At 70.7% G+C, this 22688-nt stretch carries 24 protein-coding genes; 5 read left to right on the top strand and 19 right to left on the bottom strand.

What is annotated here, in order from left to right; translation table 11 throughout:
* Window positions 1-106: 106 nt before the first annotated feature.
* Together HYV93_20415 and HYV93_20410 are read left to right on the top strand one after the other, a co-directional pair.
* Window positions 107-934, top strand: coding sequence for a hypothetical protein (locus HYV93_20415; protein MBI2528331.1), 828 nt, complete (start codon window positions 107-109; stop codon window positions 932-934).
* 29 nt (window positions 935-963) lie between these two features.
* The gene (locus tag HYV93_20410; protein MBI2528330.1) at window positions 964-1164 is read left to right on the top strand and encodes a hypothetical protein; all 201 of its coding nucleotides are present in this window, start codon (window positions 964-966) and stop codon (window positions 1162-1164) included.
* A gap of 7 nt (window positions 1165-1171) precedes the next feature.
* On the opposite strand, the gene HYV93_20405 is transcribed toward HYV93_20410, so the two are convergent.
* Window positions 1172-2737 (bottom strand): B12-binding domain-containing radical SAM protein, encoded by a 1566-nt coding sequence (locus HYV93_20405; GenBank protein ID MBI2528329.1) that lies wholly within the window; start codon window positions 2735-2737, stop codon window positions 1172-1174.
* A gap of 418 nt (window positions 2738-3155) precedes the next feature.
* Here HYV93_20405 and HYV93_20400 point away from each other — a divergent pair, with 418 nt between their 5' ends.
* Complete coding sequence (locus HYV93_20400; GenBank protein MBI2528328.1) at window positions 3156-3686, top strand: hypothetical protein; 531 nt, start codon at window positions 3156-3158, stop codon at window positions 3684-3686.
* Between the two features lie 147 nt (window positions 3687-3833).
* Window positions 3834-4772: a hypothetical protein gene (locus HYV93_20395; protein ID MBI2528327.1), complete on the top strand. Its 939-nt coding sequence runs from the start codon at window positions 3834-3836 to the stop codon at window positions 4770-4772.
* On the opposite strand, the gene HYV93_20390 is transcribed toward HYV93_20395, so the two are convergent.
* Complete coding sequence (locus HYV93_20390; GenBank protein ID MBI2528326.1) at window positions 4723-5508, bottom strand: class I SAM-dependent methyltransferase; 786 nt, start codon at window positions 5506-5508, stop codon at window positions 4723-4725. The genes HYV93_20395 and HYV93_20390 overlap by 50 nt on opposite strands.
* Before the next feature lie 45 nt (window positions 5509-5553).
* Here HYV93_20390 and HYV93_20385 point away from each other — a divergent pair, with 45 nt between their 5' ends.
* Window positions 5554-5994, top strand: a complete 441-nt coding sequence (locus HYV93_20385) for a DUF4149 domain-containing protein (protein ID MBI2528325.1) — start codon at window positions 5554-5556, stop codon at window positions 5992-5994.
* 105 nt (window positions 5995-6099) lie between these two features.
* Here HYV93_20385 and HYV93_20380 read toward each other — a convergent pair whose 3' ends face one another.
* The 17 genes from HYV93_20380 to HYV93_20300 all read right to left on the bottom strand — a co-directional run bounded on the left by HYV93_20380 (window position 6100) and on the right by HYV93_20300 (window position 22612).
* Window positions 6100-6624 carry a hemerythrin domain-containing protein gene (locus HYV93_20380; GenBank protein MBI2528324.1) on the bottom strand — a complete coding sequence of 175 codons (525 nt, stop codon included), beginning with the start codon at window positions 6622-6624 and terminating at the stop codon, window positions 6100-6102.
* Window positions 6625-6638: 14 nt separating this feature from the next.
* Complete coding sequence (locus tag HYV93_20375; protein ID MBI2528323.1) at window positions 6639-7490, bottom strand: amidohydrolase; 852 nt, start codon at window positions 7488-7490, stop codon at window positions 6639-6641.
* 67 nt (window positions 7491-7557) lie between these two features.
* Window positions 7558-7737: a hypothetical protein gene (locus HYV93_20370; GenBank protein ID MBI2528322.1), complete on the bottom strand. Its 180-nt coding sequence runs from the start codon at window positions 7735-7737 to the stop codon at window positions 7558-7560.
* Window positions 7738-7762: 25 nt separating this feature from the next.
* The gene (locus HYV93_20365; GenBank protein ID MBI2528321.1) at window positions 7763-8536 is read right to left on the bottom strand and encodes a glucose 1-dehydrogenase; all 774 of its coding nucleotides are present in this window, start codon (window positions 8534-8536) and stop codon (window positions 7763-7765) included.
* A 16-nt stretch (window positions 8537-8552) separates the two neighbouring features.
* The gene (locus HYV93_20360; GenBank protein MBI2528320.1) at window positions 8553-9323 is read right to left on the bottom strand and encodes an enoyl-CoA hydratase/isomerase family protein; all 771 of its coding nucleotides are present in this window, start codon (window positions 9321-9323) and stop codon (window positions 8553-8555) included.
* Window positions 9320-10633 (bottom strand): phenylacetate--CoA ligase, encoded by a 1314-nt coding sequence (locus tag HYV93_20355; GenBank protein ID MBI2528319.1) that lies wholly within the window; start codon window positions 10631-10633, stop codon window positions 9320-9322. Before HYV93_20355 ends, HYV93_20360 begins: the two co-directional genes overlap by 4 nt.
* Entirely contained in the window at window positions 10630-11517 is an 888-nt protein-coding gene (locus tag HYV93_20350; protein MBI2528318.1) for a pyruvate synthase subunit beta, read from the bottom strand. Before HYV93_20350 ends, HYV93_20355 begins: the two co-directional genes overlap by 4 nt.
* Window positions 11517-12701 (bottom strand): pyruvate ferredoxin oxidoreductase, encoded by a 1185-nt coding sequence (gene porA, locus HYV93_20345; protein MBI2528317.1) that lies wholly within the window; start codon window positions 12699-12701, stop codon window positions 11517-11519. The genes HYV93_20350 and porA overlap by 1 nt, the downstream gene beginning before the upstream one ends.
* Window positions 12698-14380: an FAD-dependent oxidoreductase gene (locus tag HYV93_20340; GenBank protein MBI2528316.1), complete on the bottom strand. Its 1683-nt coding sequence runs from the start codon at window positions 14378-14380 to the stop codon at window positions 12698-12700. Before HYV93_20340 ends, porA begins: the two co-directional genes overlap by 4 nt.
* 4 nt (window positions 14381-14384) lie before the next feature.
* Window positions 14385-14954: a 2-oxoacid:acceptor oxidoreductase family protein gene (locus tag HYV93_20335; protein ID MBI2528315.1), complete on the bottom strand. Its 570-nt coding sequence runs from the start codon at window positions 14952-14954 to the stop codon at window positions 14385-14387.
* Window positions 14955-14993: 39 nt separating this feature from the next.
* A complete protein-coding gene (locus HYV93_20330) occupies window positions 14994-15446 on the bottom strand; it encodes a GNAT family N-acetyltransferase (protein ID MBI2528314.1) in 453 nt (150 codons plus the stop codon).
* 10 nt (window positions 15447-15456) lie between these two features.
* Window positions 15457-16257: a 2-hydroxyglutaryl-CoA dehydratase gene (locus HYV93_20325; protein ID MBI2528313.1), complete on the bottom strand. Its 801-nt coding sequence runs from the start codon at window positions 16255-16257 to the stop codon at window positions 15457-15459.
* 2 nt (window positions 16258-16259) lie between these two features.
* A complete protein-coding gene (locus HYV93_20320) occupies window positions 16260-17069 on the bottom strand; it encodes a 2-hydroxyglutaryl-CoA dehydratase (protein MBI2528312.1) in 810 nt (269 codons plus the stop codon).
* The gene (locus HYV93_20315; protein MBI2528311.1) at window positions 17066-17944 is read right to left on the bottom strand and encodes a dimethyl sulfoxide reductase anchor subunit; all 879 of its coding nucleotides are present in this window, start codon (window positions 17942-17944) and stop codon (window positions 17066-17068) included. The genes HYV93_20320 and HYV93_20315 overlap by 4 nt, the downstream gene beginning before the upstream one ends.
* 3 nt (window positions 17945-17947) lie before the next feature.
* Entirely contained in the window at window positions 17948-18583 is a 636-nt protein-coding gene (locus tag HYV93_20310) for a 4Fe-4S dicluster domain-containing protein (GenBank protein ID MBI2528310.1), read from the bottom strand.
* Window positions 18583-21321 carry a molybdopterin-dependent oxidoreductase gene (locus HYV93_20305; GenBank protein MBI2528309.1) on the bottom strand — a complete coding sequence of 913 codons (2739 nt, stop codon included), beginning with the start codon at window positions 21319-21321 and terminating at the stop codon, window positions 18583-18585. The genes HYV93_20310 and HYV93_20305 overlap by 1 nt, the downstream gene beginning before the upstream one ends.
* A 22-nt stretch (window positions 21322-21343) precedes the next feature.
* Complete coding sequence (locus HYV93_20300) at window positions 21344-22612, bottom strand: 2-hydroxyacyl-CoA dehydratase (GenBank protein ID MBI2528308.1); 1269 nt, start codon at window positions 22610-22612, stop codon at window positions 21344-21346.
* Window positions 22613-22688: the final 76 nt, after the last annotated feature.

Below are 22688 nucleotides of genomic sequence, written 5' to 3'. Positions count from 1 at the left end.
GGAGATGGCGGATCGCCCATCTCCTCTCGGACAACGAGGGGGATGAGGAGCACTCGCACACGGGGCGGAACGCACTGAAGCTCCTGCTAAAATAGGAGTGAGCTCGATGACATCACGAATCGTCACGGCAGCTCTCCTGGCGCTGGTCCTTGCTATGTCTCCCCACGCTCCTGCCGCCTGGGGCGAGGAGGCCGAGAGCGTGAGCCTGCCCGCGACCCTGATCACCGAGGGCGCCGTGCCCGGCACCGAGGTCGAGGGAAGCTTCACCATGTCGAAGTCCGAGACGGAGTGGGGATACGTCTTCGGCCTGAGCAGTCTCCAGTACGCGCCCGTGCCGTCCTTCGGCGTCAAGCTGGTGCTTCCGGTGGTCGTCCGCGACCCCGTGGGCCCGGAGCCCACCGAGGCCGGCATGGGCGATGTGGGCCTCATGCTGAAATACGCCCCCGTGCTGCTGCCCGCCAAGCAGTTCGCCCTTGCCGGAGGCCTTGCCCTGACCCTCCCCACCGGGAGCGAGCGGCGGGAGCTGGGCGGGCAATTCGCCGTGGCGCCCTTCCTCGCCGCGGGCAAGGGGCTGGGCGCGTGGAGCGTCCAGGCGGATGTCTTCTATCGCTGGCAGATCAACCGCCCGCGGGAGCAGGAGCCGGAGGAGGAGGGTGGCGATCCGGTAAGGCCGCACAAGGAGCATGGCGTCACGGCCAATCTCACGGTGACCTATTCCCCGCTGGAGTGGCTGGCGGCGCTGCTCGAGCTGAACAGCGTGACGGTCCTCCACCGGGGCGATCCTCTGACGGAGCGGGTACAGCTCTACCTCACCCCCGGAGTGAGCGTGGAACCCGCCGAGGGGTGGAATCTCCGGGCCGGGATCCACCTCCCGGTGACGAGCGCCAGGGAGGTCGACTGGAGCCTCATCGTCATCCTCACCCGAGGCTTCTAGCCGCGCACCTCGCGCGCCGCGCGGGGCGCGTGAGGCTGGCGCTCCTCGCGGCCGCGCTCTTGCATCTCTGGGACGGGCGAACGCTCCCCGTCCAGGAGTGGCTGAGGCGCGGCGACGAGTACGTCGTCACCCTCGGCCCCTTTCACTTCGCGGTGTCCATCCACGACGACGCGCAGAAGGACGAGCACGCCCAGATGGGCCGGGACGTCCTCCTGCTCAGGCTCCGGTAGCGGGGGACTACGAGGGGTCGGGCTTCGCCTCGGCCAGGGGCAGAAGCCCCGCGGCCGGCAGCTCCCGGAGCTCGCGGATCAGCGCCTCCAGCCGCGTGGCCGTGTGGCGGGAGTACTCGTAGAGGTGCTTGTGCATCAGCGCCAGCGTCACGGCGTCACGGACGCGGCGCGGACGCCGGAGAGCGGTCTCGAGGATCATCGACACCGTCAGCCAGGCGCGCCGGGGCGAGGCGTTGAGCACGCAGGCCCAGACGATCCGGAGGAAGAGCGCCAGGTCCCCGCGCGCCGCCACGAGCCGGGAGCCGTCGCGCGCCCCCCGCCCCAGGATCAGCGCCATGGAGCGGCGGCGGTAGTTGCCGTAGTCGTAGAGCCGCTCGAGGAGCCGCCGGTACCCCTCGTACAGCTCGAGCCGCGACATCCCCTTCGGCACGATGTTGGTGAAGACGAACTGGTCGCCCACAGACTCGGCGATGAGGCGCCCCGCCTTCTTGAGCCGGTCGTAGAGCGGAGTCTTCGGCACCGCGTTGAGCATGCCCGTCATGGAGATGGGGATGCGGGCGTCCTGGATGAAGCGGAACTGCTCCTCGAAGATCTCCGCGTCGTCGCCGTCGAACCCGACGATCATGCCGGCCATGACCTCGATGCCGGCGGCCTGGATGCGGTGGACCGAGGTGAGGATGTCCTCCCGCATGTTCTGGGTCTTCCCGGTGGACTCGAGGCTCGCCTTGCGCGGAGACTCGATGCCCACGAAGATGGTCGCGAAGTGGGCCCGCTTCATGAGGGCCAGCAGCTCGTCGTCCTGCGCCACGTTCAGCGATACCTCGGTCATGAACTCCACGGGGTACCCGCGGGCGGTCTGCCATTCGGCGAGGGCGATGAGGAGCCTCTTGGCTTCTTTCTTGTTGCCGATGAAGTTGTCGTCCACGACGAAGATGTTCCGCACCCCGAGCCGGTGGATCTCCCCCACCTCGGTCATGACCTGCGCGACCGACTTGGTCCGGGGGCGGCGGCCGTACATGACGATGATGTCGCAGAAGTCGCAGTTGAAGGGGCAGCCGCGGGCGAACTGGATGGCCATGCTGCGGTAGCGCCCGACCTTGAGGAGATCGAAGCGCGGCAGCGGCGAGTCCAGCATGCTCGGCTTCTCGTCCTGCCGGTACTCCGCCTGCCACGAGCCCGCCTCGAAGTCCCGGATGAACTGCGGCCAGGTGTACTCGGCCTCGTCCACGAAGAGCACGTCCACGCGCCCGCGCAACTCCTCGGGGCAGAGCGAGGCGAAGGGTCCGCCGGCCACCACGAACTTCCCGCGCCGGCGGAACTCCTCGATGATCTGGAACATGCGCGTCTTGTGGACCACGTAGCCGGTGATCCCCACGATGTCGGCGTCAGTGTCCCAGTCGATGGGCTCGACGTTCTCGTCGCAGCAGACGATCTCGTGACCCGGCGGCGTGAGCGCCGCCACCGTGGGCAGCGAGAGGTTCGGGAAGGCACAGCGCTTCCCGAGGCTCGGCAGGATACGGTCGAAGGTCCAGAAGGACTCGGGATTCCTCGGCGCGATCAGGCAGATCTTCACGTGGTTGTCTTGACCCCCGCGGCGCCTGGAGAGCCCACGCCCGCTGAGGTCCCGCGGATCATACCCGACCCCCCGCCCCAACGCAAGGAATTGCCAGCTCCTGCCGACGCGCTGCCGGGGCGGGAGGTCCTCCCCGCGGAACACGCTGAGTCGCCACCCGCTGCCACGCCACGGAACGAGCCACGAGATCGAGGGCGCCGGCTCCGGCAGCGCGCAGAAGCCACGGTTCCACGGGGAGGACCTCCCCCCCCGGCCGTCAACGGACGGGCTCACGAATCGCCCGAGGTAGGTCGCGCCACCCGAGCTTCCGGCGGGGGCGGGCGTGGCGAAGCCCGGGTGCCCGCGCCGGGCGAGGATGATCTCCGTCATAACGGCCAGTGTGCCCCCGGGGGCACACTGGGGCGCGAGGGAGGGAGAGATGACGACGCCGACGGAGTTCTTCACCCACCGGCTGTTCGCGCCCTGTCTGCTCCTGGCCATGTTCGGCCTCGGGGCCCTGACCGTGGCCTTCCTGCTCGTGGGTCCCGGCATGGGGCCGTGGGCCGACACGCTCCTCACCGCCTGTTTCGGCTGGAACGCCGAGACGCGGCAGCACCGCCTCGACACGCTGATCCTGACCCTCCTCCAGCCGCCACTCTTCGCCGCCGTCGTCTACTTCTTCTACGCCGACGACCTCCGGGCCTTCCTGCGCTCGTCGGTGGACGGCCAACCCCGGCTCCGGAAGAGCTATTCGCCTGGCGGCCTCCGCGGCGACGGCCCCACCTTCGCCTACGAGGAAGTCCCGGTCGCTCCCGGCGGCCGCCGGCTCCAGGTCACCCTCGCCGACGGCCACGCCGACCGCGACCAGGACCGGCCGCGCCGCTTCACGCTCGAGAAGGACGTGGAGATCAAGCCGGGGCAGGCGCTGCTGATCGAGTTCTCCGAGGATGCCGGCCTCACGCTCCGGTAGCCTCGCGTCAACGCTGGTCCGCCTCACCGCCCTGGTCTAGAATCGTCCACGCCGGCCGCGTCGTGCTCGCCGACACGACGGCGAACCCGGGTCAACGACCCCGTGATGCGGAAGGCGTACCCCCAGGCTCTGGCCACGGGAGGCCCCATGAACAAGATCGAGCGTGTTCGAGCGGCCCTGGCCGGAAAGGCGCCAGACCGGCCCCCCTTCACCATGTGGTACCACTTCGGCAACCAGCACGCGCCCGCCGAGCGGGCGGCCCAGGTGCATCTCGATTTCTTCGCCCATTACGATCTGGATCTGCTCAAGGTCATGAACGACTACGACTACCCGATGCCCGCGGGGCTGGAGGTCATGGCCACGCCCGCGGACCTCGCGCGCCTGGGCCCCTTCGATCCCCTGGAGACGCCGCTGGGGACTCAACTCAGGGCCGTCGAGCTGATCGCCCGGGCGCTGTCGGGCCAGGCGCTCTTCGTGGACACCGTCTTCAACGCGTGGAACACGCTGCGCCGCAACCTCGTCAAGGAGGCCATGGGCGCCCTCATGACCGATCACCCCACCGCGCTGGAGCGCGCCCTCCAGGTGGTCAACGACAACCTCATCGCCTATGCCCGGGCGAGTCTCCAGCGCGGCGCCGCCGGCATCTTCTTCTCGGTGCCGGCCACGGCCGAGAGCCTGACGCGGGAGCAGTTCGAGCGCTTCATGCGCCCCTTCGACCTCGCCCTGCTGGAGACGGTGCGGGGGCTCGGCGAGTGCCACGTACTGCATGCTCATGGAGAGGCCCTCTACCTCGACCGGCTCCTCGACTACCCGGTGCATGCACTGTCCTGGTCCGATCTCCATGGGGGCCCCGGCATCGCCGAGGTGCGCAAGCTCACGCCGCTGCCCCTCATGGCCGGCATCGACCACGTGAACTTCCCCTACGTATCGGCCGCGGTGATCCGGGAGCAGGTGCAACGCGCCAGGGCGGCGGCCGGGCCCTCGGGCTTCTTCGTGGCCCCAGGCTGCGCCGTGCCGACCTACAGCTTCCCCCCGCTCATCCGGGCCGCCCGGGACGCCGCACGGGGTGACCTGGTGACCAGATGAAGAGCACGGCTGTCTTTCTGAACGGCGCTCTCCACTTGCCGTCAGTCTTTACGAGACGCTCACTCAGAAATCCCTTGAGGTAGTCCCGGGGCGGCTGTCCCTCCAGCCCCATGTAGGTCATCCAGAAGTCGCAGGCCTCGTCGAGGTCCTCGAAGGGCTGGTCCGAGGAGTACTCGATGGTCGTCACTCGGGGCTCTATGCCGACGGCCCGGAGCCCCGCCAGCGTCTCGCTGGCATGCGAGCGGTGCTCGTAGACCCGGCCGAGCAGCGCCGGGTACAGCTCCCGGTAGAAGAACTTGTCCTGGTCCTCTGCCCGGGGCGCGTCCCTCACCAGAACGAGGAGCCGGCGGGTCAGGGCCGGCGTGGCGGCGAGAAAGGCCGAGCCGGCCTTCAGCAGCTCGCCCACATGGGCGCAGACCACGAGGTCGTGGGGCGCCACGTCGACCTCTCCCCACGCCGCCTCCACGACGGTGACGTTGCCGAGCCCCGCCGCGGCAGCGGCCTGCCTGAGCCCTCGCGCCATGGCCGGCGAGGGCTCAAGCGCCGTCACGCGCTCGAGGCGCTGCGCCAGGGGCAGCGCCAGCGCGCCGCAGCCAGCGCCGACGTCGAGGGCGTCACGGCAGCCAGCGAGGGCGGGCCCGATGGCGGCGACCACCTTGGCGGCGAAGTCGCTCCGCGCCAGGGCGCGGGCGTACCAGCCCACGGTGCGGTCGGTCCAGAACTCGGTACGTGGCATCCCGCGCCCGCCGCGCCTGAGCCCGGCTGTGCTATCCTTCGCGGCATGTCCCTGTCCCTCGTCGTCCGCTGGCTTCACGTCCTGGCCGCGGTCACCTGGATCGGGGGCATGTTCTTCATCGCGCTGGTGCTCGTCCCCGTCACCCGGAGGCTCGAGGATCCCGCGCTCAGGAGCAGGCTCGTCCACGAGCTGGGCCTGCGCTTCCGCACCGTGGGCTGGATCGCCATCGGCGTGCTCGTCGCGACGGGCCTGGTCAACCTCTGGCTCTACTCCTTCCTGCTGGCCTCGCCTCGCTTCCATTGGAAGCTCGGCCTCGTCATCCTGGCGCTGATCCTGAGCGCCTTCCACGACTTCGTTCTGGGCCCCCGCGCCGGCGCCCCGGGCGCACACCCCTCCGCGCGGAGCCGCGCCTCGTGGCTGGCGCGGATCAACGTGCTGGTGACGCTGGCCATCGTCATGCTCGGCCTCGCCCTCCTCCGCGCCTGAGCTCCGCGGGATCCCTTGACCGCGAGGGGCTCTCAGCGGGCCTCGTCGAGCCTGACGCTCGCCTGGCAGGCCGTGCCCGCCACCGGCCAGCGGAGCGCACAGACCCTAGCCAAGCGCGGCGGCCAACCGGCTCACGACGCCCTCGGCCCAGGCCATGGAGGCGGTCTTGCCCTGCTCCGCCTTGATGGCCTCGAACTGGCGCCCGACGGCACGCTTCGCCCCGTCGTCCAGCGCCTCGTCCGCCATCGGGAAGAGGATGTCGTTCTCCTTGTCGATGTGCTGCCGCAGGAGTATCACGTACTGCCGGGCCTTGTCCGCCCGCTGCAGTGGGTCCCCTGCCGCCATGGCGACGATGAGGGCCCGCCCCTGCCTGTGTTCCTCCAGCATGACGCCCACCGGCCCTCCCTCCTGCGGGACTCCGTGCTTCACCAGCGCCGGGAACAGCGCCGCCTCCTCCTTGGCGTGGTGGTTCCGGTCCGCGAAGGCGCGGAACCACTCCACCAGCTCCTCCCACCAGGCGTCCGGCAGCGCCCCGCCGGCACGGAGGTGGTCGGCGCCGCGGGCAAGGGTGTCCAGCGCGTGCAGGATCACGCGGTGCTCCTCGATCAGAATCTGGGTCGGCAGCGGCATCGACTCTCCCCTCGTCAGATCTTGAACAGCTCCCTGGCGTTGTCCCGGATCAGCTTCTGCCGGGCTTCCGGCCGCAAGCCCAGCCCGTCCACCTGGTCGAGGCTCTCCTTCCACGGCAGCCCGTTGGTGCCCCACACCGCCCGGTCCATGCCCATGCGGCTGTTGATGAAGTTCAAGATCTCGGGCTTGAGGTACTTGGGCATCCAGGCGTCCACCCCGAACCACACGTTGTCCCACTTGTAGCAGACGCTGATCAGCTCCTCGACCCACGGCCAACCGGTGTGGGCGCCCAGGATGCGCAGGGTCGGGAAGTCACAGGCGACCTGGTCGAGGTACATCGGCCGGGCGTGCTCGCTCGGCATGGACTCGAGCACATGCCCGACCTGCATCGACACCGGCACGTCCAGCTCCACGCACTTCCCGTACAGCGGGTACATCTTCCGGTCGTGCAGCGGGATGTCGAAGCCGTAGATGTGGACGTACACGCCCTTGAAGTTGTGCTTCTTCACGGCCAGCTCGATCTCCGCCAGGCTCTCCTTGATGCGGAAGGGGTTGTAGCCCGCCAGCCCCACGAAGCGGTCCGGATACTTCTCGGTGTACTGCGTCACCTCCTCGAGCGTCGTGTCCATGTACATCCACTTGTTCCAGTACGACCACATCTTGGTCTGCGTGATGAACACCTTCTCGACCCCGGCTTCGTCCATCTTCTTGAGCATCGTCGGAATGGACTCGAACTGGGGCAGGCTGCCGATGGCGCGCTCCATGCGGCAGACGAGCTCACCCTTCTTGGCGTCGGCCCACTTGGCCATGAACTCCGGCGTCGCCACGTAGTACATGATGTCGATGGCCTGCGGTCGATCGCTCATCGCAGTCTCCTTTTCTCGGTTTGGCGTGATTCCATCAGAAGCGCGGCCTGCGCTCGGGTGTGGCGCCTCAGGAGCCGCCCGCATGGCTGCGACGGAGGGCGCCGATCAGCAGCAGCGCCACGCCGACCAGCAAGGGGATCCAGTACCCCGGAACCTGGAAAGTCCGGACCAGCACGATGACGGCACCGATCACGGTCAGGATCAGCCCGGCCATCATCATGCCCTTCCCCGAATGTCCGCACAGCATGGCTCGTCCCTCCTCCCGCCGCGGCTCAGGCCATCGTGAGGCCACCGGAGACGCTGAGCGTCTGGCCAGTGATGAAGGCCGCCGCGGGGGACGCGAGGAAAGCCACGGCGCCGGCGATGTCCTCGGGCTGGCCCACCCGTCCCAGCGGGATGGCGCGGGTGACGGCGTCGATCACCCGCGCCGTCTTCTCGGACTGCGCCCGGATTCCCTGGAGCAACGGCGTCTCGGTGAGGCCGGGGCACACGACGTTCACCGTGACCTGGTGGCGCGCCATCTCCCGGGCCAGCGTCTTCGAGAAGGCGATGATGGCCCCCTTGGTGCCAGAGTACACGCTCTCCCCCGTGGACCCCGCCCGCCCGGCATCCGAGGCGATGCTGATCACCCGCCCCGCACCGCGCTTCACCAGGTGCGGCAGCGCTGCCTTGCAGACGTAGAGGACGCTCTTGAAGTTGATGGCGATGATCTTGTCCCAGGTCTCTTCCTCGCTGTCGAGGAACATCTCCATCTTGTCCCAGCCGGCGTTGTTCACCACGATGTCGAGCTGGCCGAACTGTCCTACCACCTCGGCCACCGCGCGCTCCACTTCGGCGCGCTTCGTGAGATCGACGGCCACCGCCAGCCCCTTCACGCCCCACGCCTCGACCTCCCGCCGCACGCTCTCCGCATTGTCCGCCAGGATGTCGAGCACCGCCACTTGCGCCCCCGCCTGCGCGAGGGCCACCGCGATGGCGCGGCCGATGCCGCGCCCGGCGCCTGTCACCAGGGCCGCCTTCCCCCTGAGCGTCGTGCTGCCGTTCATGTGCCCCTCCCCTCTCTCACCGGTTCTTCCAGACCGGCTTGCGCTTCTCGACGAAGGCGCGCAGGCCCTCCTCCGCGTCCTCCGTCGTCATGAGCTCGGTGTGGTAGAGCTCCTCGAGCGCACCGAGCCCCTCCTCGAAGCCCACACCCAGGGTCTCCTTCACCGCGCGCTTGGTGAGCCGCAGGACGACGGCGCTCTGCGGAGTCACCCGGGCCAGCTCCTCGGCGATGGCGGCCGTCAGGGCGTCGGGGGCGACCACGCGGTCCACGAGCCCGATGCGGAGCGCTTCCTCCGCCCTGATGGTCTCGCCCGACAGCAGCAGCCGGAGCGTTCGCGCCAGCCCCACGCGCTTCGGATAGTGCGCCGCCGCGATCGGGGGAAAGACGCCCACCTTCACCTCCGGTTGACCGAAGCTCGCGTCCTCCGTCGCGACGACCACGTCACAGAAGGTCGCCAGCTCGGCGCCCCCGCCCAGCGCCGCGCCCTGCACCGCCGCCACGGTGAGGCAGTCCACGGCGTGGAGCCGCCGGAAGACGCCGTGGAAAGCGTCGATCATGGCTTTGGCGCGGTCGCCGATGTGGTCCTCCACGGCCACTCCCGCGCAGAAGGCCTTCCCCTGGGCCGCGAAGACCAGCGCCTTGACGCCGGGGCGTTCTCCGGCAGCCTCGATGGTCTGGCCCAGCTCCTCGATCATGTCGATCGTGAGGATGTTGAGCGGGGGGCGCGCCAGCGTGATTCGGACCACCTCGCCCTCGTCCGAGTACCTGATGAAGCGGCCGTCGCTCATGGCACCTTCTCCCTTTTCTCCCGGAGATCGAGCACCCGCTGGGCCTTGCCCACGCTGCGCTCGATGGTGCGGGGCGGCACGACGGTCACCTCCACCGTGACGCCGATCACCTCGTAGATCTTCCGCTTCGCCACGGCGCCGAGAGCGACGAGGGCCTCCTTCCCCGCCTCGGCGACGCTGCCGGTCGCCTCCACCCGCACCTCCAGCGTGTCCAGCGCCGTCTCGCGCTTGAGCACCAGCAGGTAGTGCGGCTCCAGGGTGGGCACCTGCAGGAGCGCGTGCTCGATCTGCGAGGGGTAGACGTTGACCCCGCGCAGGATGAGCATGTCGTCGGTGCGGCCCGTGATTCGCCCGATCCGCGTCAGCGTCCGCCCGCAGGGGCAGGCCTCCGTGACGAGCGTCGTCAGGTCCCGCGTCCGGTACCGGAGCAGCGGCAGGGCCTCCTTGGTGAGCGTGGTGAGCACCAGCTCGCCCGTCACCCCGGCGGGCACCGGTTCCAGGGTCTGCGGGTCCAGCACCTCAGGCAGGAAGTGATCCTCGGCCACGTGCATGCCCTGCTTCTCCGGGCATTCGCACGAGACGCCGGGACCGATGACCTCCGACAGGCCATAGACGTTGAGCGCCACGATGTTGAGCCGCGCCTCCAGCGCGGCCCGCATCCCCTCCGTCCACGGCTCCGCACCGAAGAAACCGAGGCGAAGCCGGAGGTCCTTCGGCGCGATCCCGGCCTCCTCCAGGGCCTCCGCCAGGTAGAGGCCGTACGAGGGGGTGCAGCAGAGCACCGTGCTCCCGAAGTCCCGGAGCGCCATGACCTGGCGGTCGGTGAAGCCGCCGGAGATGGGGATCACTGCGGCGCCCACCCGCTCGCCGCCGTAGTGGAAGCCGAGCCCGCCGGTGAAGAGCCCGTAGCCGTAGGCGTTGTGGAGCACGTCGCTCCGGCCCACCCGCCCCAGCATGAGGGTCCGCGCCATGACCTCGCTCCACGTGTCCATGTCCCCCCGCGTGTAGGCCACCACGGTGGGCTTGCCCGTGGTGCCCGAGGAGGCGTGGATACGGACGATCTCGTCCATGGGCACGGCGAGGAGGCCGAAGGGATAGGTGTCCCGGAAATCGGCCTTGACCGTGAACGGGAGGCGACGGAGATCCCCGAGCGACTCGATGTCGGCCGCCGTCACCCCCGCCGCCCGGAGCCGCTCCCGGTAGAGCGGCACCCGCTCGGCGGCTCGCGCCACCTGGCGCCGCAGCCGCGCCACCTGCAGGCGCTCGAGCTCGGGCCGGGACAGCCGCTCCACCAGCGTGAGATCAGTCATGCGCGCGACTCCTCCCCGATGGGCGCCCCTCCGGCCACCCTGCGGCCGGCGCGCTCCACCAGCCCCTCCCAGCGCCAGTCCACCTCGGCCTGGATCGCGGCGATGTCCGCCTCCGCCAGGTGCGCGAAGCGCGCCTGGGGGCGGAGATATTCGGCCACGGGGATCCCCGCCGGCTCGTGCGTGATGCGGTAGCGCGTCCCGTCCTCGATCTCGTACAGTGGCACGGCGCGCGACTCGACTCCGAGGCGCAGGATCCGCAGCGACGCCTCATCGCCAATCCCCCAGCCCGGGACGCAGGGGCAGGTGACGAGCAGGAAGCGCGTCCCCCGCAGCGCGCCCGCGCGCCTCACCTTGCCCATCAGGTCCTCGGGGTGCGCCGGCGAGGCCGTGGCCGCGAAGGGGATCCGGTGAGCGGCGATGATCTCCATGAGCTCCTTCTTGCGCGTGCGTTTGCCCCCGGGAGTGGAGGCCGTGCGAGCTCCCCACGGCGTGGCCGAGGACTTCTGGTTGCCGGTGTTCTGGTAGGCCTCGTTGTCGAAGCAGACGTAGACGAAGTCCTCGTTGCGCTCGGCCGCCCCGGACAGGGCCTGCAGCCCGATATCGAACGTTCCCCCGTCGCCGGCCAGGCAAACGACGGTGGCCTGCTCCCCCCTGGCGCGATAGGCGCGGGCCAGACCGGAGGCGGCGGCCGCCGAGGTCTCGAAGGCGGTGTGGAACACCGGCACCGTCACGGAGGACAGCGGCACAGGGCCCATCATGGGGCCGATGCACGAGGGCGCCACCACCACGACGGCGTCGTCCGGTACCGCCCGCAGCACGAAGCGGACGGCCAGGGCCACCGCGCAGCCGGGGCAGGAGGAGTGCCCGGACAGGAAGCGCTCCATCAGAGCTCTTCCGCCTGGATCGGCCCCGCGCTCATCCCGTCGCGGCCGAGCGCGTCCGTGACGATTCGCATCATGCGCTCGGGCGGGACATTGACCCCGCCCAGGCCGGCGATGTAGGAGAGCACCGGCACTGCCCCCTGCCCCAGGCTGCTGAGCGCCGCCCGCACCTCCTGGCAGAAGATCCCGCCACTGCCGACGGAGCAGTTGCGGTCCACCACGGCCACCCGCGCCGCCCCGGCCAGCCCCTCGGCGATCTCGGCGCCAGGGAATGGGCGAAAGAGCCGCAGCCTCAGGAGCCCCGCGGCGATCCCCGCCTGGCGCAGCCGATCCACCGCCTCGCGCGCCGTGCCGGCCATGCCACCGGCGGCCACCAGCACCACCTCGGCGTCCTCCGTGCGGTAGCTCTCGGTGGCTCCGTAGGCGCGGCCCGTCAGCTCGCCGTACAGCCTGCCCGCCTCCGCCACCGCGCCGAGGGCGAGCGTCATGGCCTCCTGCATGGCGAGTCGGTTCTGCCGCCACTGGGCCGGCGTGGTGACGCCGCCCACGCTGCGTGGCTGCCCGGGATCCAGGCGCAGCGTGGGCTCGAAGGGCGGCAGGAACCCCGCCACCAGCGCCGCCTCGGGCACCTCCACGGGCTCCAGCGTATGGGAGATGTACATGGCCTCAATGACCACCATGGCCGGCAGGAGGACGGACTCGGCCACGCGATAGGCCTGGAGCACCGTGTCCAGCGCCTCCTGCCCCGACTCGCAGTAGAACTGCATCCAGCCCGTGTCGCGCTGGGAGAGGCTGTCGGTCTGATCGGCCCAGAACCCCCACGGCGAGGCGAGGGTCCGGTTGACGTTCACCATGACCACCGGGGTCCGGGCGCCGGCCGCGAAGTGGAGCATCTCGTGCATGAGGGCGATGCCCTGCGAGGCCGTGGCCGTGAAGACGCGCGCGCCCGCCAGGGACGCCGAGATGCACGCGGCCATGCCGGAGTGCTCGCTCTCCACCGTGATCATCTCGCCGGTGAGCTCACCCGCCTCGGCCAGCTCCAGGAGCTTCTCGAGGACAGGCGTCTGGGGGGTGATCGGGTAGACGGGAATCACCTGGGGCTTCGCGAGAAGGGCGCCGTAGGCCGCCGCGTGGTTGCCCGTGAGCAGCATCCGCCGCTGGCGGGCGGCCGCCTGCATGGGTGTCATCGCTCGCTCACCATCTGGAGCGCCCCGCGGGGACATTCCTGTGCGCAGAGACCGCAGCCTTTGCAGTGGTCGGTGGAGAGCCGGTAGCCGCCCTCGTCCCGCCGGCTCACTGCCATGTCGGGGCAGTAGATCAGGCAGTTGTCGCAGTCCACGCAGTGGCCGCAGGTGAAGCAGCGCGCCCCCTCCTCCCGGGCGGTGACCGCGCTGAACCCTTCCACCACTTCCGCGAAGGAACCGACCCGCCCTGGGGCCGGTCGCTCGGGTCGCCCGGCCCTCAGCGCGCGCGGGAAGTAGTCGAGGTTGATCTCGGCGAAGGCGACCACGTGAGCCGGCAGGGCCCTGACCCCCGGCAGGGCAGCCGGCGCTGCCGGAGCCCCTCCGGAGAGCACCGCGTCGATCCGACGGGCGGCGCGCATCCCCGCGGCGACGGCGTGCGTGACCGTCCGCTCGGCGGAGGCCGCGTCCCCCCCGGCGAAGATTGGCACAGTCGGCGTCGCCCCGTCCTTGCCCGCCGCGATCAGTCCTCGCGCCCCCCTGAGCGGCGGCGGGAGCGCCGCGAGATCGGTCCGCTGCCCGATGGCCAGGAGCACGCTGTCGGCCGCCATCACCTCGGACGGCCCGGGGCGGAACAGGGGGCGGATCGTGCCGTCCCCCCCGCGCTCGAGCTGCGCCGGAACCACGGCGGCGCCCGTGACCCGGCCGCCCCCCTCCACGAAACGCGCCACCCCGAGGCCGTTCCTGATCTCGACCCCCTCGGCCAGCGCCTGGCTCACCTCCTCGGGAAGCGCCGGCATCTCCTCCCGCCCCTCGAGCGCCACCACGCTGACCGATGGCACGCCGAGGCGGCGGGCCGAACGGGCCACGTCCATCGCCGTGCTTCCGCCGCCCACCACCACCAGGCGGCGTCCGAGCGTGGGGCGCGTCCCGCAGGCGAGGTCGCGGAGGAACCCGAGACCGTTGCCTATCCCCTGCGCCTGCTCCCCGGGAACGCCGAGGCCGAGCGGCAGCGAGGCTCCGGTGGCGAGGAAGACGGCGTCGTGACCCGCCACCGTCTCCCACGCGAGATTCGCCCCGAGGCGCTGGCCCGTCAGCACCTCCACGCCAGGCCCGATGCCGAGCTCGATCTCCCGCTCCAGGACCGCGCGCGGCAGCCGGTACTCCGGGATGCCGTACCGCAGGAGGCCGCCCAGCGCGGCCTCGGCCTCGTAGAGCCGCACCCGGTAGCCGCGCCGGGACAGCGCGTGGGCGCAGGCAAGTCCCGCCGGACCTCCGCCCACGACGGCCACCCGCCCTGGCCTCGGCAGGTCCGGCAGCGCGCGGGCGCCGTGGCGCAGCCCCCAGTCTCCCACGAAGCGCTCGAGGGCGTTGATGGCCACGCCGCCGTCGTGCTGGCGGCGGTTGCAGGCCGACTCGCATGGGTGGGCGCAGACGCGTCCCATGATGGCCGGGAAAGGGTTCGCCTCGCGGATCAGAGCCCAGGCCGCCGCCAGTTCGCCGCGCCGCGCCAGCTCGATCCAGCGGGCGACGGCCTCGCCGGCTGGACAGGCCGCGCGGCAGGGCGCCGTGGCCTCGACGTACATGGGCCGCCTCGTGCGCCAGCCGCCGGTCTTGATCTCGAGCGTCGTCCGGCCCGGCTCAGACCAGCCGAGGGGACGCGGCGCTCCGAGCTCGCGGGGCATGGCGCTAGGCGGAGGCGGGGGCGGCCGTGGCGCCGGCCGCAGCGTGATAGCCGGCGGCGCAGGCTTCGAGGTTCTCGCCCCGGCGAGCCGGACTGCCTTCCTGCACCGCCGCCAGAAGGCCCTCGAGCGAGACGAGCCCCGTGGCCTGTGCGAAGGCGCCCAGCAGCGCCGTGGACACGATGGGGCCGAGCCCGGCGCGGCCCGCGATGCCCGTCGCGTCCACCACGATGAGCCTCACGCCCTGCGGCGGCGTGACCGCCGGCGTCCCGGCGCTGTTCAGGACGACGGTGCCCCCTGACGGCACGTCGGCCACCAGGGTCCCGCCGTCGAGCATGGTGGGATCAAGGACGAGAGCGTAGCGGGGCCGCTCGATGTCGCAGCGGAGCCGAATGGGGCTGTCGTCGGCCCGGACGAAGCCGGTCACGGGCGCGCCACGGCGCTCCCCGCCGTACGCGGCGAAGGCCTGGACCTGCCGCCCCGCCCGGAAGAAGGCCCCGGCCAGGATCTGGCAGCCGACCTGGACCCCCTGTCCCCCCCGCCCGTGAACCCTCACCTCGACCATGCTCGCCGTCACCCTCGGCGCCCCTCGCCGTGCAGGAGCGCAGGATCTCTCTCAGGACTGGACGTCCCGCTCCATCTGGATCATGGGCCCGTGGTGAAAACCCTGCCGCAGGAAGAACTCGCGCACGTCGGCCTGCGTGAGGTCGATGAGGGTGGCCACCTTCTGGATCGCCCGCAGCTCCTGGCCGCTCCGGACGAACCGGTCGATCAGCGCATGCGCGACACCGCGCCCCCGGTACGGCGGATCCACGCCGATCAGGTCCACCCACGCCGTGGGCTGGGACATGCCGAACTCTGACTCCGCCACCCAGCCGAACAGGAAGCCGCCGATCCGCCCGTCGGTCTCCGCCACCAGGGACATCCACGGCGGTCGCAGCGCCGAGATCTCGAGCCGGCGCTGCCAGTACTCCTTGCTGGTCTGGCCCGAGAGCTTCTCGTCGATCCGGATGATGGCGGGCAGGTCCGAGGCCTCCACGGCCCGGACAGTGACATCGCTTCGGCTCATGGCGCTCTCCTCAGGCGGCACTGGCCATGGACATCTTCCGGAGGCGCTGGAGCCCCAGCAGGGCCGCCCCCAGCGCCGCGGTGAGATGCGGGTTCTCGGGCACGTGGACCGGCACGCCCAGCTTCTCGCGCAGCGCCGCCACCATGCCCTCCTGGAGCGCCACGCCGCCGATCAGGGTGACGTCGCCGTCCAGGCCCACGCGCTTGAGCATGGACAGGGCCCGGTCCGCCAGCGAGTTGTGGATCCCGCGCAGGATGTTCTCCACCCCGGCGCCTTCCGAGATGTGGTTGATGATCTCCGACTCGGCCAGCACCGCGCAGACGCTGGAGATCGTCTGGGGCTTGTCCGCCCTGATGGACATCGGCCCGATGTCCGCCACGGTGACCTCGAGGTACTTGGCCGCCCGCTCGAGGAAGCCGCCGGACCCCGCGGCGCACTTCTCGTTCATGTGGAACTCCTTCACCTTCCCGCCCTCGCGCAGCTTGATGGCGCGCGTGCACTGCGCACCGATGTCGAGCACGTACCGCGTGCTGGGGACCACGGTCGCCGCCCCCCGCGCGCCGCACGTCAGGTCGGTGATCTGGATGTCCCGGAAGGACACCGCGTAGCGGCCCAGCCCCGTGGTGGCGGCGTAGGCCACCTCCTCCCCGGCGAGGCCCCCCTCGGCCTGGGCCGCGTCCAGCACCTCGCGCGCCACCTTCTCGAAGTCCGCCTTCGTCCGGACGGCGGCGCGCCCACGCACCTGGCCGTCGCCGTCCACGAGGATGCACTTCGTCGTTCCCGATCCGATGTCGATCCCGGCCACGAGCATGGCTAGGCCCTCCCGGCGGTTTCAGTTGCGGCGACCTCGGCGCGCTCCAGCGCGAAGAGCGCGGCCCCCAGGGCCCCCATGTAGTGCCCTTCCTCGTGGACGTTGATCGAGCGGCCCAGCACGGCCTCGAGCCCTTTCACCATCCCGATGTTGCGCGAGACTCCGCCGGTGAAGGTGACCTCCTCCTCCACGCCCACGCGGCGCACGAGCGCCATGGTCCGCGTGGCGATGGCCTTGTGAACGCCGCCAAGGATGTCCTGCACCGTCTTCCGCTGGGCGAGATAGGACATGATATCGGACTCGACGAACACCGTGCACACCGACGTCAGGCGCACCGGGTTCTTGGCCTCGAGCGAGATGGGGCCGATCTCGTCGAGCCCCATCCCTGTCACCTCGGCCGCCGCCGACAGGAAGCGCCCCGTTCCGGCGGCGCACTTGTCGTTCATGGAAAAGTCCATGACCGAGCCGTCCGCCCCGACCTTGATCGCCTTGGTGTCCTGGCCCCCCATGTCGATCACGGTGCGGGTGCGCGGGAAGATCGAGTGCGCCCCGCGGGCGTGGCAGGTGATCTCGGTGATCTGGGCATCCCCGAAGGTCACCTTGTACCGGCCGTACCCCGTGCCGACGACGTACCCCACGGCCTCCCGCGGCAGCCCCGCCGCCTTGCAGGCCTCGACGAAGGCGTTCTCGCCGGCCCGGGTCACATTGGCTCCGGTGGCGATCAGCGATCGAGCCACGATGGATCGGGACTCATCGAGGATCACCGCCTTGGTCTGGGTCGAGCCCACATCGACTCCCGCGCCGAATATCATGATGTCCTCCTGCGAAGCGTGAGGTTCGCGAGCGTGATCGGCCGGAGCTGACCGGCCGTCAGGATGAGCTCGGCCTTGGCGTAGACCTGGCCCGCGACCATCAGGATCGCGCCGAGCGCGAGAGCGCCCGCCCCGCCGGTCGGGAGAGTGACGGCCAGTGTGCCGAGCAGGAGCGGCGCCAGGTACCCCGCCGCGAGGATCACGACGCCCGCCCGGCCGCTCTTGAGCGCGGCGGTGGAGCGGACGAACGCGGGCCCTCCGGGCCAGCCCACGAAGCCCCGCCAGACCAGCATGCCGGCCACCACGCCGAGCGCCGCGGCGATCAGGAATGCGCCGTCGAGGCCGCGGCCGGCCGCCACCTCGACCAGCACCAGCAGCCCCGTCCCCGACACGATGGCCGACTGGAGGAAGACCAGCGGCATCAGCGGGACGTCCCACGCGGCGACGCCACGGGCGTGCCGCAGGATCCATCCCTGGGCGAGGCAGAGACCGATGGCGGCGGCCGCCGCCGGGTAGCGGAGCCAGACCAGCCGGAAGACCAGCTCCGCCCCCGCGAGGACGATGAAACCGCCGCCTACCCAGAGCTCCCGCGACATCCAGGAGGTGCGCAGGCGAACAAGGACGCGGGGGCCGCGCAGCGGGCGCCCCGCCTCGGTGGCGACGGCGATGAAGCCTGCCACGACCAGCGCCGGGCCGAGCCACGAGGCGACGTTGACAGCGCCAGGGGCCCCGAGCCAGACCTCGACCGTCGCTGCCAGGTACAGGCCGGCGCCGAGGCCGCCGAGGGCGAAGTTGGCGACGGCGGGCTTGCCCCAGAGCCTCTGGGGCGTGGCCGGGATCAGCTCCACGGAGCGGGCGGTGCCGGAGGGCTGCATGGCCTACTCCACCACGTAGAAGACCGAGGGCTCGGTCCCGCACTCGGGCAGGAGCGGCTGGGCCCGGGTCTCCGCCCGGAGCTTCGCCACGGGGCTCTTGGGGTCGTCCAGGTCGCCGAAGGTGATCGCGTTGGCGATGCACGCCACGGCGCAGCTGGGTGTGGCCTCCGGGTCGATGCCCGGGGTGAGGCCCTGAGCCCGGCCGGCATCCACCCGCTCCTGGCAGAAGGTGCACTTGGTCATGACCCCCGTGCGCCCGGGGCGCGCCGTCGCCCGCTCGGGCGGCGTGAGGACCTCGAAGTAGCCCAGCGCCTCGTGGATCAGGTGGCGCGCATGGTAAGGGCAGGCGACCGCGCAGTAGCCGCAGCCGACGCAGGCGCCGTACTCCACCCAGACGATGCCGTCCTGGCGCTGGCGGGAGGCGCCCGTGGGACAGACGCGAACGCAAGGCGGCTCGGCGCAGTGCATGCACTGCATGGGGAGGAACAGCCGCCTCACGTCCGGATACTCGCCGACCTCGCAGTCGGCGACGAAGCGCCACACCTGGCCTGACGGCAGGCCGTGCTCCTGCTTGCAGGCGATCGTGCAGGTCTGGCAACCCACGCAACGCCGGACGTCGATCACCATGCCCCAGCGCATTACGAGGCCCTCCTCACCGCCACGGGGACGAGGTCGGCACCGCTGCCCGTGGCATCGGTGAGCGCGAGGTCCATGCTCGCCACCTGGTTGAGGTTGGGCATGCCGAGGTCGCGCGCGAAGGGGGTCGCCCAGTGCCCGAACTGCTGCAGGATCACCACCACGTCGGGGCGCACGCCCTCCCGGAGGATCGCGCGCCCCTGGGTCTTGCCCGTGGGCGACTCCAGCTCCACCAAGTCACCGTCCTGGACGCCGAGCTGGGCCGCCGCCCCGCGGTTGAGCATGACGCCGAAATGCCCTTTCACGTGCCGCGCCACGTCGGCCAGGATGGGCAGCGAGACGTTCGCGCCCCAGGAGTACTGCATGCTCCGGCTGGTCAGAAGCCAGAACGGGAACTCCTTCGGGCTGCGTCCGCGCACCACCGCTGTCTGCCGCCAGATGCCCGGGAAGTCCTTCCACCCGGGCAGCGCCTGGTACTCCTCGAGCTGGACGTCCCACCACTTGATGCCCCGCTCGTGCAGCCTCGCGGCGAGCTCCTCGCCGATGCGCTTGATGCGCTCCTGATACGGCAGCTCGTAGCGCAGCCCCTGGGCCACCATGGCCGTGTGCAGGAAGTACTGCCGCGTGGAGAACGGAACGAAGAAGGCGCCGTTGCGCTTGAACCACTCCAGGTCCAGCTCGACCTTGCCGTCCGTGAGGGCGCGGCTCGCCGCACGGCACACCCGGTCCCAGATCTCGGTGACGCCCGGCTTGTCGCCGGGCTTGAACGAGTGGTCGTACCCCGCGTCGCGCAGTGGGATCGTCGTCCCCGCCCCGCGGTTCACCGCGTCGAGATAGCCGTCCAGGATGCCGACACGGGCAGCCAGCTCGGTGGCCACGTCTGTCATGTCTCGCGTGTCGAACGGCGTGGGCGCCACCGGCTGTCGGAGGGCCCAGCCCGAGTGCTGCCAGTACTGCTCCTGGTACTTGGTGCCCCCGATGCGGTAGAGCTGCAGCGACTCGATGTCACTGGCGTCCGGGAGGAGCAGGTCCGCGTACCAGTTGGTCTCGTCAGGCGTGTAGGCGAAGGCCGCCACGAACGGGAAGCGCTCGAGCTCTCGCTCGATGCGGCCGGTCTCCCAGCTCGACACGGCCGGGTTGGTTCGATAGGTGATCCAGACCTCGGGCAGCGTGGGCGCCGGCCAGTGCTCGGGCGCAGCGTCCTTGTCGAGGAAGAGCCACGGCAGGTGCGCGGGGCCGAGCGCCGCTGACCAGGGCGAGTTGTTCGCCAGCGGGACCAGCGTCCGGTAGGCGTTCCGGATATGCGGCGAGCCCTTCCAGCCCTCGCGAGTCGTGGCGTTGGTCGACTGCTCCATGAGGCCGTCGGGCCCAGGCCGAACGGAGTCGAGGCGGTTCTGCGCGGGGCGGTTGAGCCGCACCGCGGTGCCCAGGATGCCTCCGGGAACCTCGAGGGCGCCCACGAGAGCCGCAAGCAGGGTGCGGGCCCAGCACGCCTCGTAGCCGCCCCAGCCGTTGGTGACGGTCTTGCCGAGCAGGATGGCCACGGGGCGGTGCGGGTAGGTGGCACCCTCGATCTCGATGGTGGCGCCCACGCGGGCGTGGCGCAGGTAGGCCGCCGCCAGGCGGCGGATGGTGTCCGCCGGGACGTCGGCGATGGTGGCCGCCCACTCGGGCGTGTACGGCCCCACGTGCGCCAGCAGGTGCGCGAAGGCCGGCCGCACCCGCTCGCTCACGCTGGTGACGGCCTCGTCGGCGCCCACCTCCACGCCCGCCGCCAGGTACTCGCCCTCCATCGCCGGCCGCACGCATAGCCGGTCGTCGAAGGGCACGGCGCGCTCGCGGTCCAGGTCCCACACGAGCGGCTTCCTCGTGGCCGGGTCCCTGAGGAAGTACCCCCCCGGGCCGACGAGGTAGGGCGAGCTGGTCATGTTCGTGAGGAAGGGCACGTCGCAGACGCTCCGCCAGTCGTGCTCCACCAGGATCGCGTGCAGGAGGGCGAAGAGCACGGCGGCGTCGGTCTTCGGCCGGATGGGCACCCACTCGACCGCCCCCGCCCCCGTGATGCTCAGGTGGGGCTCCAGCTGCACCCACTGCAGCCCGCGCACCCGCGCCTCGGAGTGCCGGTAGACCCCGGCGACCCCGCTGGAGGCGTCACCGTTGTGGCCGAAGGAGAGCACGAAGTCGCATCGGGGGGTGTCCGGAGCCACGATGAAGGCGCGGTGCCAGAACTCGCCGTAGAGGTGCTCGGAGTGATAGCACTTGACGCCCTGGCCGCTGCCTATCCCCTGGTCCACCGGTCCCCAGGCCGCCAGGAACGCCGCCATCGTGCCGAGGAAGGCGGGGGCGACGCCGCCTGCCCCGAAGGTCACCGCCAGCCGCGGATAGCCCGCCTCGTCCACCAGCCCCCGGGCCCGCAGCGCGGAGAGCCGCTCCCCGAGCATGTCCAGCGCCTCGTCCCAGGAGATGGGCTTCCATCCCGGATCCTCGCTGCGCCCCTTGCGCGGGTTCGTGCGCCGCATGGGGGAGCGGACCCGACCGGGGTTGTAGAGCTTCTGGATGAGCCCGTAGGCGCGGACGCAGACCTTCCCGCAGGCCGGGTGCTGCTCGGCAAACTCGGTATTCGGCTCCACACCGACGGCGACGCCGTCCTTGACGATGACCTTGAGCAGGTCCGGCCCGGCGACGCACTGGTAGCAGTAGACCGGGACCTTCTCGATCGCCGCCCCGCTGCGCTCCGCCATTGGTCCGCTCCCCTCGACCGCCTCAGCGAGCCGCGGCAACGAGTTTCTTGTGCTCCAGGGACTCGAAGAAGGCGTCGATCCGGTTCCTGATCTGCGCCTCCGCGTAGTAGCGCGGGTCCTCGAGATCCGACTCCACCATGAGCGTGGGCACGCCCAGGTCCCGCGTGAAGTACTCCCGCATGTCTCCCTGCCCCGCCGAGAAGAGCCGGCAGGACTTGATCGAGTGGATGACGAGGGCGTCGGCTTCCCACTCCTCCACGTAGCGCTTGATCTGGGCGTAGCGGGCTACGATCGAGCGGTTGGTGAGATTCTCGCGGAGCATCTGCTCGGCGATGGACTCCAGCGGCCGCCTGGGGTCGTGCCGGAAGCCGAACTCCCAGATCCCGCCTACCGTGGAATAGGTGGAGGCCACCCCGACGGCCCCCCACTTGGCGAAGAGGTTGCGGAAGCTCTTGTAGAAGGGGTACGGCGGCGGCCCCTCCACCACCGTGCGGAAGCGCTCCTCGGACAGGGGCCCGAGCCCCTGGGCCACGAGCCCCTCGAACTCCGTCACGGCCACGTCGAAGAAGTCCGCGGCCTCCCGTGTGCCCCGCAGCACGTTGATGGGGCCCATCATGTTGATGGCGTCGAAGTAGGCGTCGAAGGGTGCCGGGTGACGCTTGCACAGCTCCTTCGTCCGGGCGTATCCGGCCTCGGCCCGCGCAGCGTGAGCCAGAATCTCCCGCAGGTAGTCGATGTCGAACTTCTTCCCGGAGACGCTCTCGCAGAGCGCGACGAGCTCCTTGAGCTGGGCGGTCACGTAGCGGATGTCCTGCTCGGTGGGCTCGGCCGTGCGGGCGAAGGGGACATCGAGCATGAAGAGTTTGCTTCCGCTGATGTCAGCCAGGTGCTCGAACCACTTGACGTAGACGTTGCAGCCCACGTAGTTGCAGACCGTGATCGTCGGGAAGGGGATCGGCCTGCCCGGTCCCATGCCGCCCTCGAGGAAGAGCCCGATGTCGGCCTTGACGTAGGCGCAGTTGTCGCTGGAGTAGCCGGCCTGCTCAGCCTTGAGGATGAGCGGCAGCGACTTCTTCCGGATGGCGTTCTGGAGCGCCGTAACCTCGGGGAACATGGGGAGGACATGGCAGGCGCGGAGCAGCTCCACGCAATTGCCCGAGATCATCAGGGCGCCGGTGGCCACCCCTTCGGCTTCCGCCCGTGCCAGCTCGTCCATCCACGCGGACATGAGCTGACGCGACTGCTCGTGAACCTGCCCCTGGTACTGCCGTTCCGTCACTTGCGCCGGCATACGTTCCTCCCTATCAGCCTTGCGTGGCCAGGACCCGGCTTGTCAGTGTGTAGGGGCGCTTGGTGCCGGGCCGAGG

Source organism: Candidatus Rokuibacteriota bacterium (assembly GCA_016188005.1).
In the GTDB taxonomy this organism is placed as follows: domain Bacteria; phylum Methylomirabilota; class Methylomirabilia; order Rokubacteriales; family CSP1-6; genus UBA12499.
Note: the sequence above shows the minus strand (reverse complement) of the source record. Positions and strands in the feature narration are given on the sequence as shown.

Excerpts from the sequence above, each read along its gene's own strand:
- HYV93_20415 (MBI2528331.1), top strand. The coding sequence starts at position 107 with ATGACATCACGAATCGTCACGGCAGCTCTCCTGGCGCTGGTCCTTGCT.
- HYV93_20400 (MBI2528328.1), top strand. The coding sequence starts at position 3,156 with ATGACGACGCCGACGGAGTTCTTCACCCACCGGCTGTTCGCGCCCTGT.
- HYV93_20395 (MBI2528327.1), top strand. The coding sequence starts at position 3,834 with ATGAACAAGATCGAGCGTGTTCGAGCGGCCCTGGCCGGAAAGGCGCCA.
- HYV93_20390 (MBI2528326.1), bottom strand. The coding sequence starts at position 5,508 with ATGCCACGTACCGAGTTCTGGACCGACCGCACCGTGGGCTGGTACGCC.
- HYV93_20385 (MBI2528325.1), top strand. The coding sequence starts at position 5,554 with ATGTCCCTGTCCCTCGTCGTCCGCTGGCTTCACGTCCTGGCCGCGGTC.
- HYV93_20380 (MBI2528324.1), bottom strand. The coding sequence starts at position 6,624 with ATGCCGCTGCCGACCCAGATTCTGATCGAGGAGCACCGCGTGATCCTG.
- HYV93_20375 (MBI2528323.1), bottom strand. The coding sequence starts at position 7,490 with ATGAGCGATCGACCGCAGGCCATCGACATCATGTACTACGTGGCGACG.
- HYV93_20370 (MBI2528322.1), bottom strand. The coding sequence starts at position 7,737 with ATGCTGTGCGGACATTCGGGGAAGGGCATGATGATGGCCGGGCTGATC.
- HYV93_20365 (MBI2528321.1), bottom strand. The coding sequence starts at position 8,536 with ATGAACGGCAGCACGACGCTCAGGGGGAAGGCGGCCCTGGTGACAGGC.
- HYV93_20360 (MBI2528320.1), bottom strand. The coding sequence starts at position 9,323 with ATGAGCGACGGCCGCTTCATCAGGTACTCGGACGAGGGCGAGGTGGTC.
- HYV93_20355 (MBI2528319.1), bottom strand. The coding sequence starts at position 10,633 with ATGACTGATCTCACGCTGGTGGAGCGGCTGTCCCGGCCCGAGCTCGAG.
- HYV93_20350 (MBI2528318.1), bottom strand. The coding sequence starts at position 11,517 with ATGGAGCGCTTCCTGTCCGGGCACTCCTCCTGCCCCGGCTGCGCGGTG.
- porA (MBI2528317.1), bottom strand. The coding sequence starts at position 12,701 with ATGACACCCATGCAGGCGGCCGCCCGCCAGCGGCGGATGCTGCTCACG.
- HYV93_20340 (MBI2528316.1), bottom strand. The coding sequence starts at position 14,380 with ATGCCCCGCGAGCTCGGAGCGCCGCGTCCCCTCGGCTGGTCTGAGCCG.
- HYV93_20330 (MBI2528314.1), bottom strand. The coding sequence starts at position 15,446 with ATGAGCCGAAGCGATGTCACTGTCCGGGCCGTGGAGGCCTCGGACCTG.
- HYV93_20325 (MBI2528313.1), bottom strand. The coding sequence starts at position 16,257 with ATGCTCGTGGCCGGGATCGACATCGGATCGGGAACGACGAAGTGCATC.
- HYV93_20320 (MBI2528312.1), bottom strand. The coding sequence starts at position 17,069 with ATGATATTCGGCGCGGGAGTCGATGTGGGCTCGACCCAGACCAAGGCG.
- HYV93_20315 (MBI2528311.1), bottom strand. The coding sequence starts at position 17,944 with ATGCAGCCCTCCGGCACCGCCCGCTCCGTGGAGCTGATCCCGGCCACG.
- HYV93_20310 (MBI2528310.1), bottom strand. The coding sequence starts at position 18,583 with ATGCGCTGGGGCATGGTGATCGACGTCCGGCGTTGCGTGGGTTGCCAG.
- HYV93_20305 (MBI2528309.1), bottom strand. The coding sequence starts at position 21,321 with ATGGCGGAGCGCAGCGGGGCGGCGATCGAGAAGGTCCCGGTCTACTGC.
- HYV93_20300 (MBI2528308.1), bottom strand. The coding sequence starts at position 22,612 with ATGCCGGCGCAAGTGACGGAACGGCAGTACCAGGGGCAGGTTCACGAG.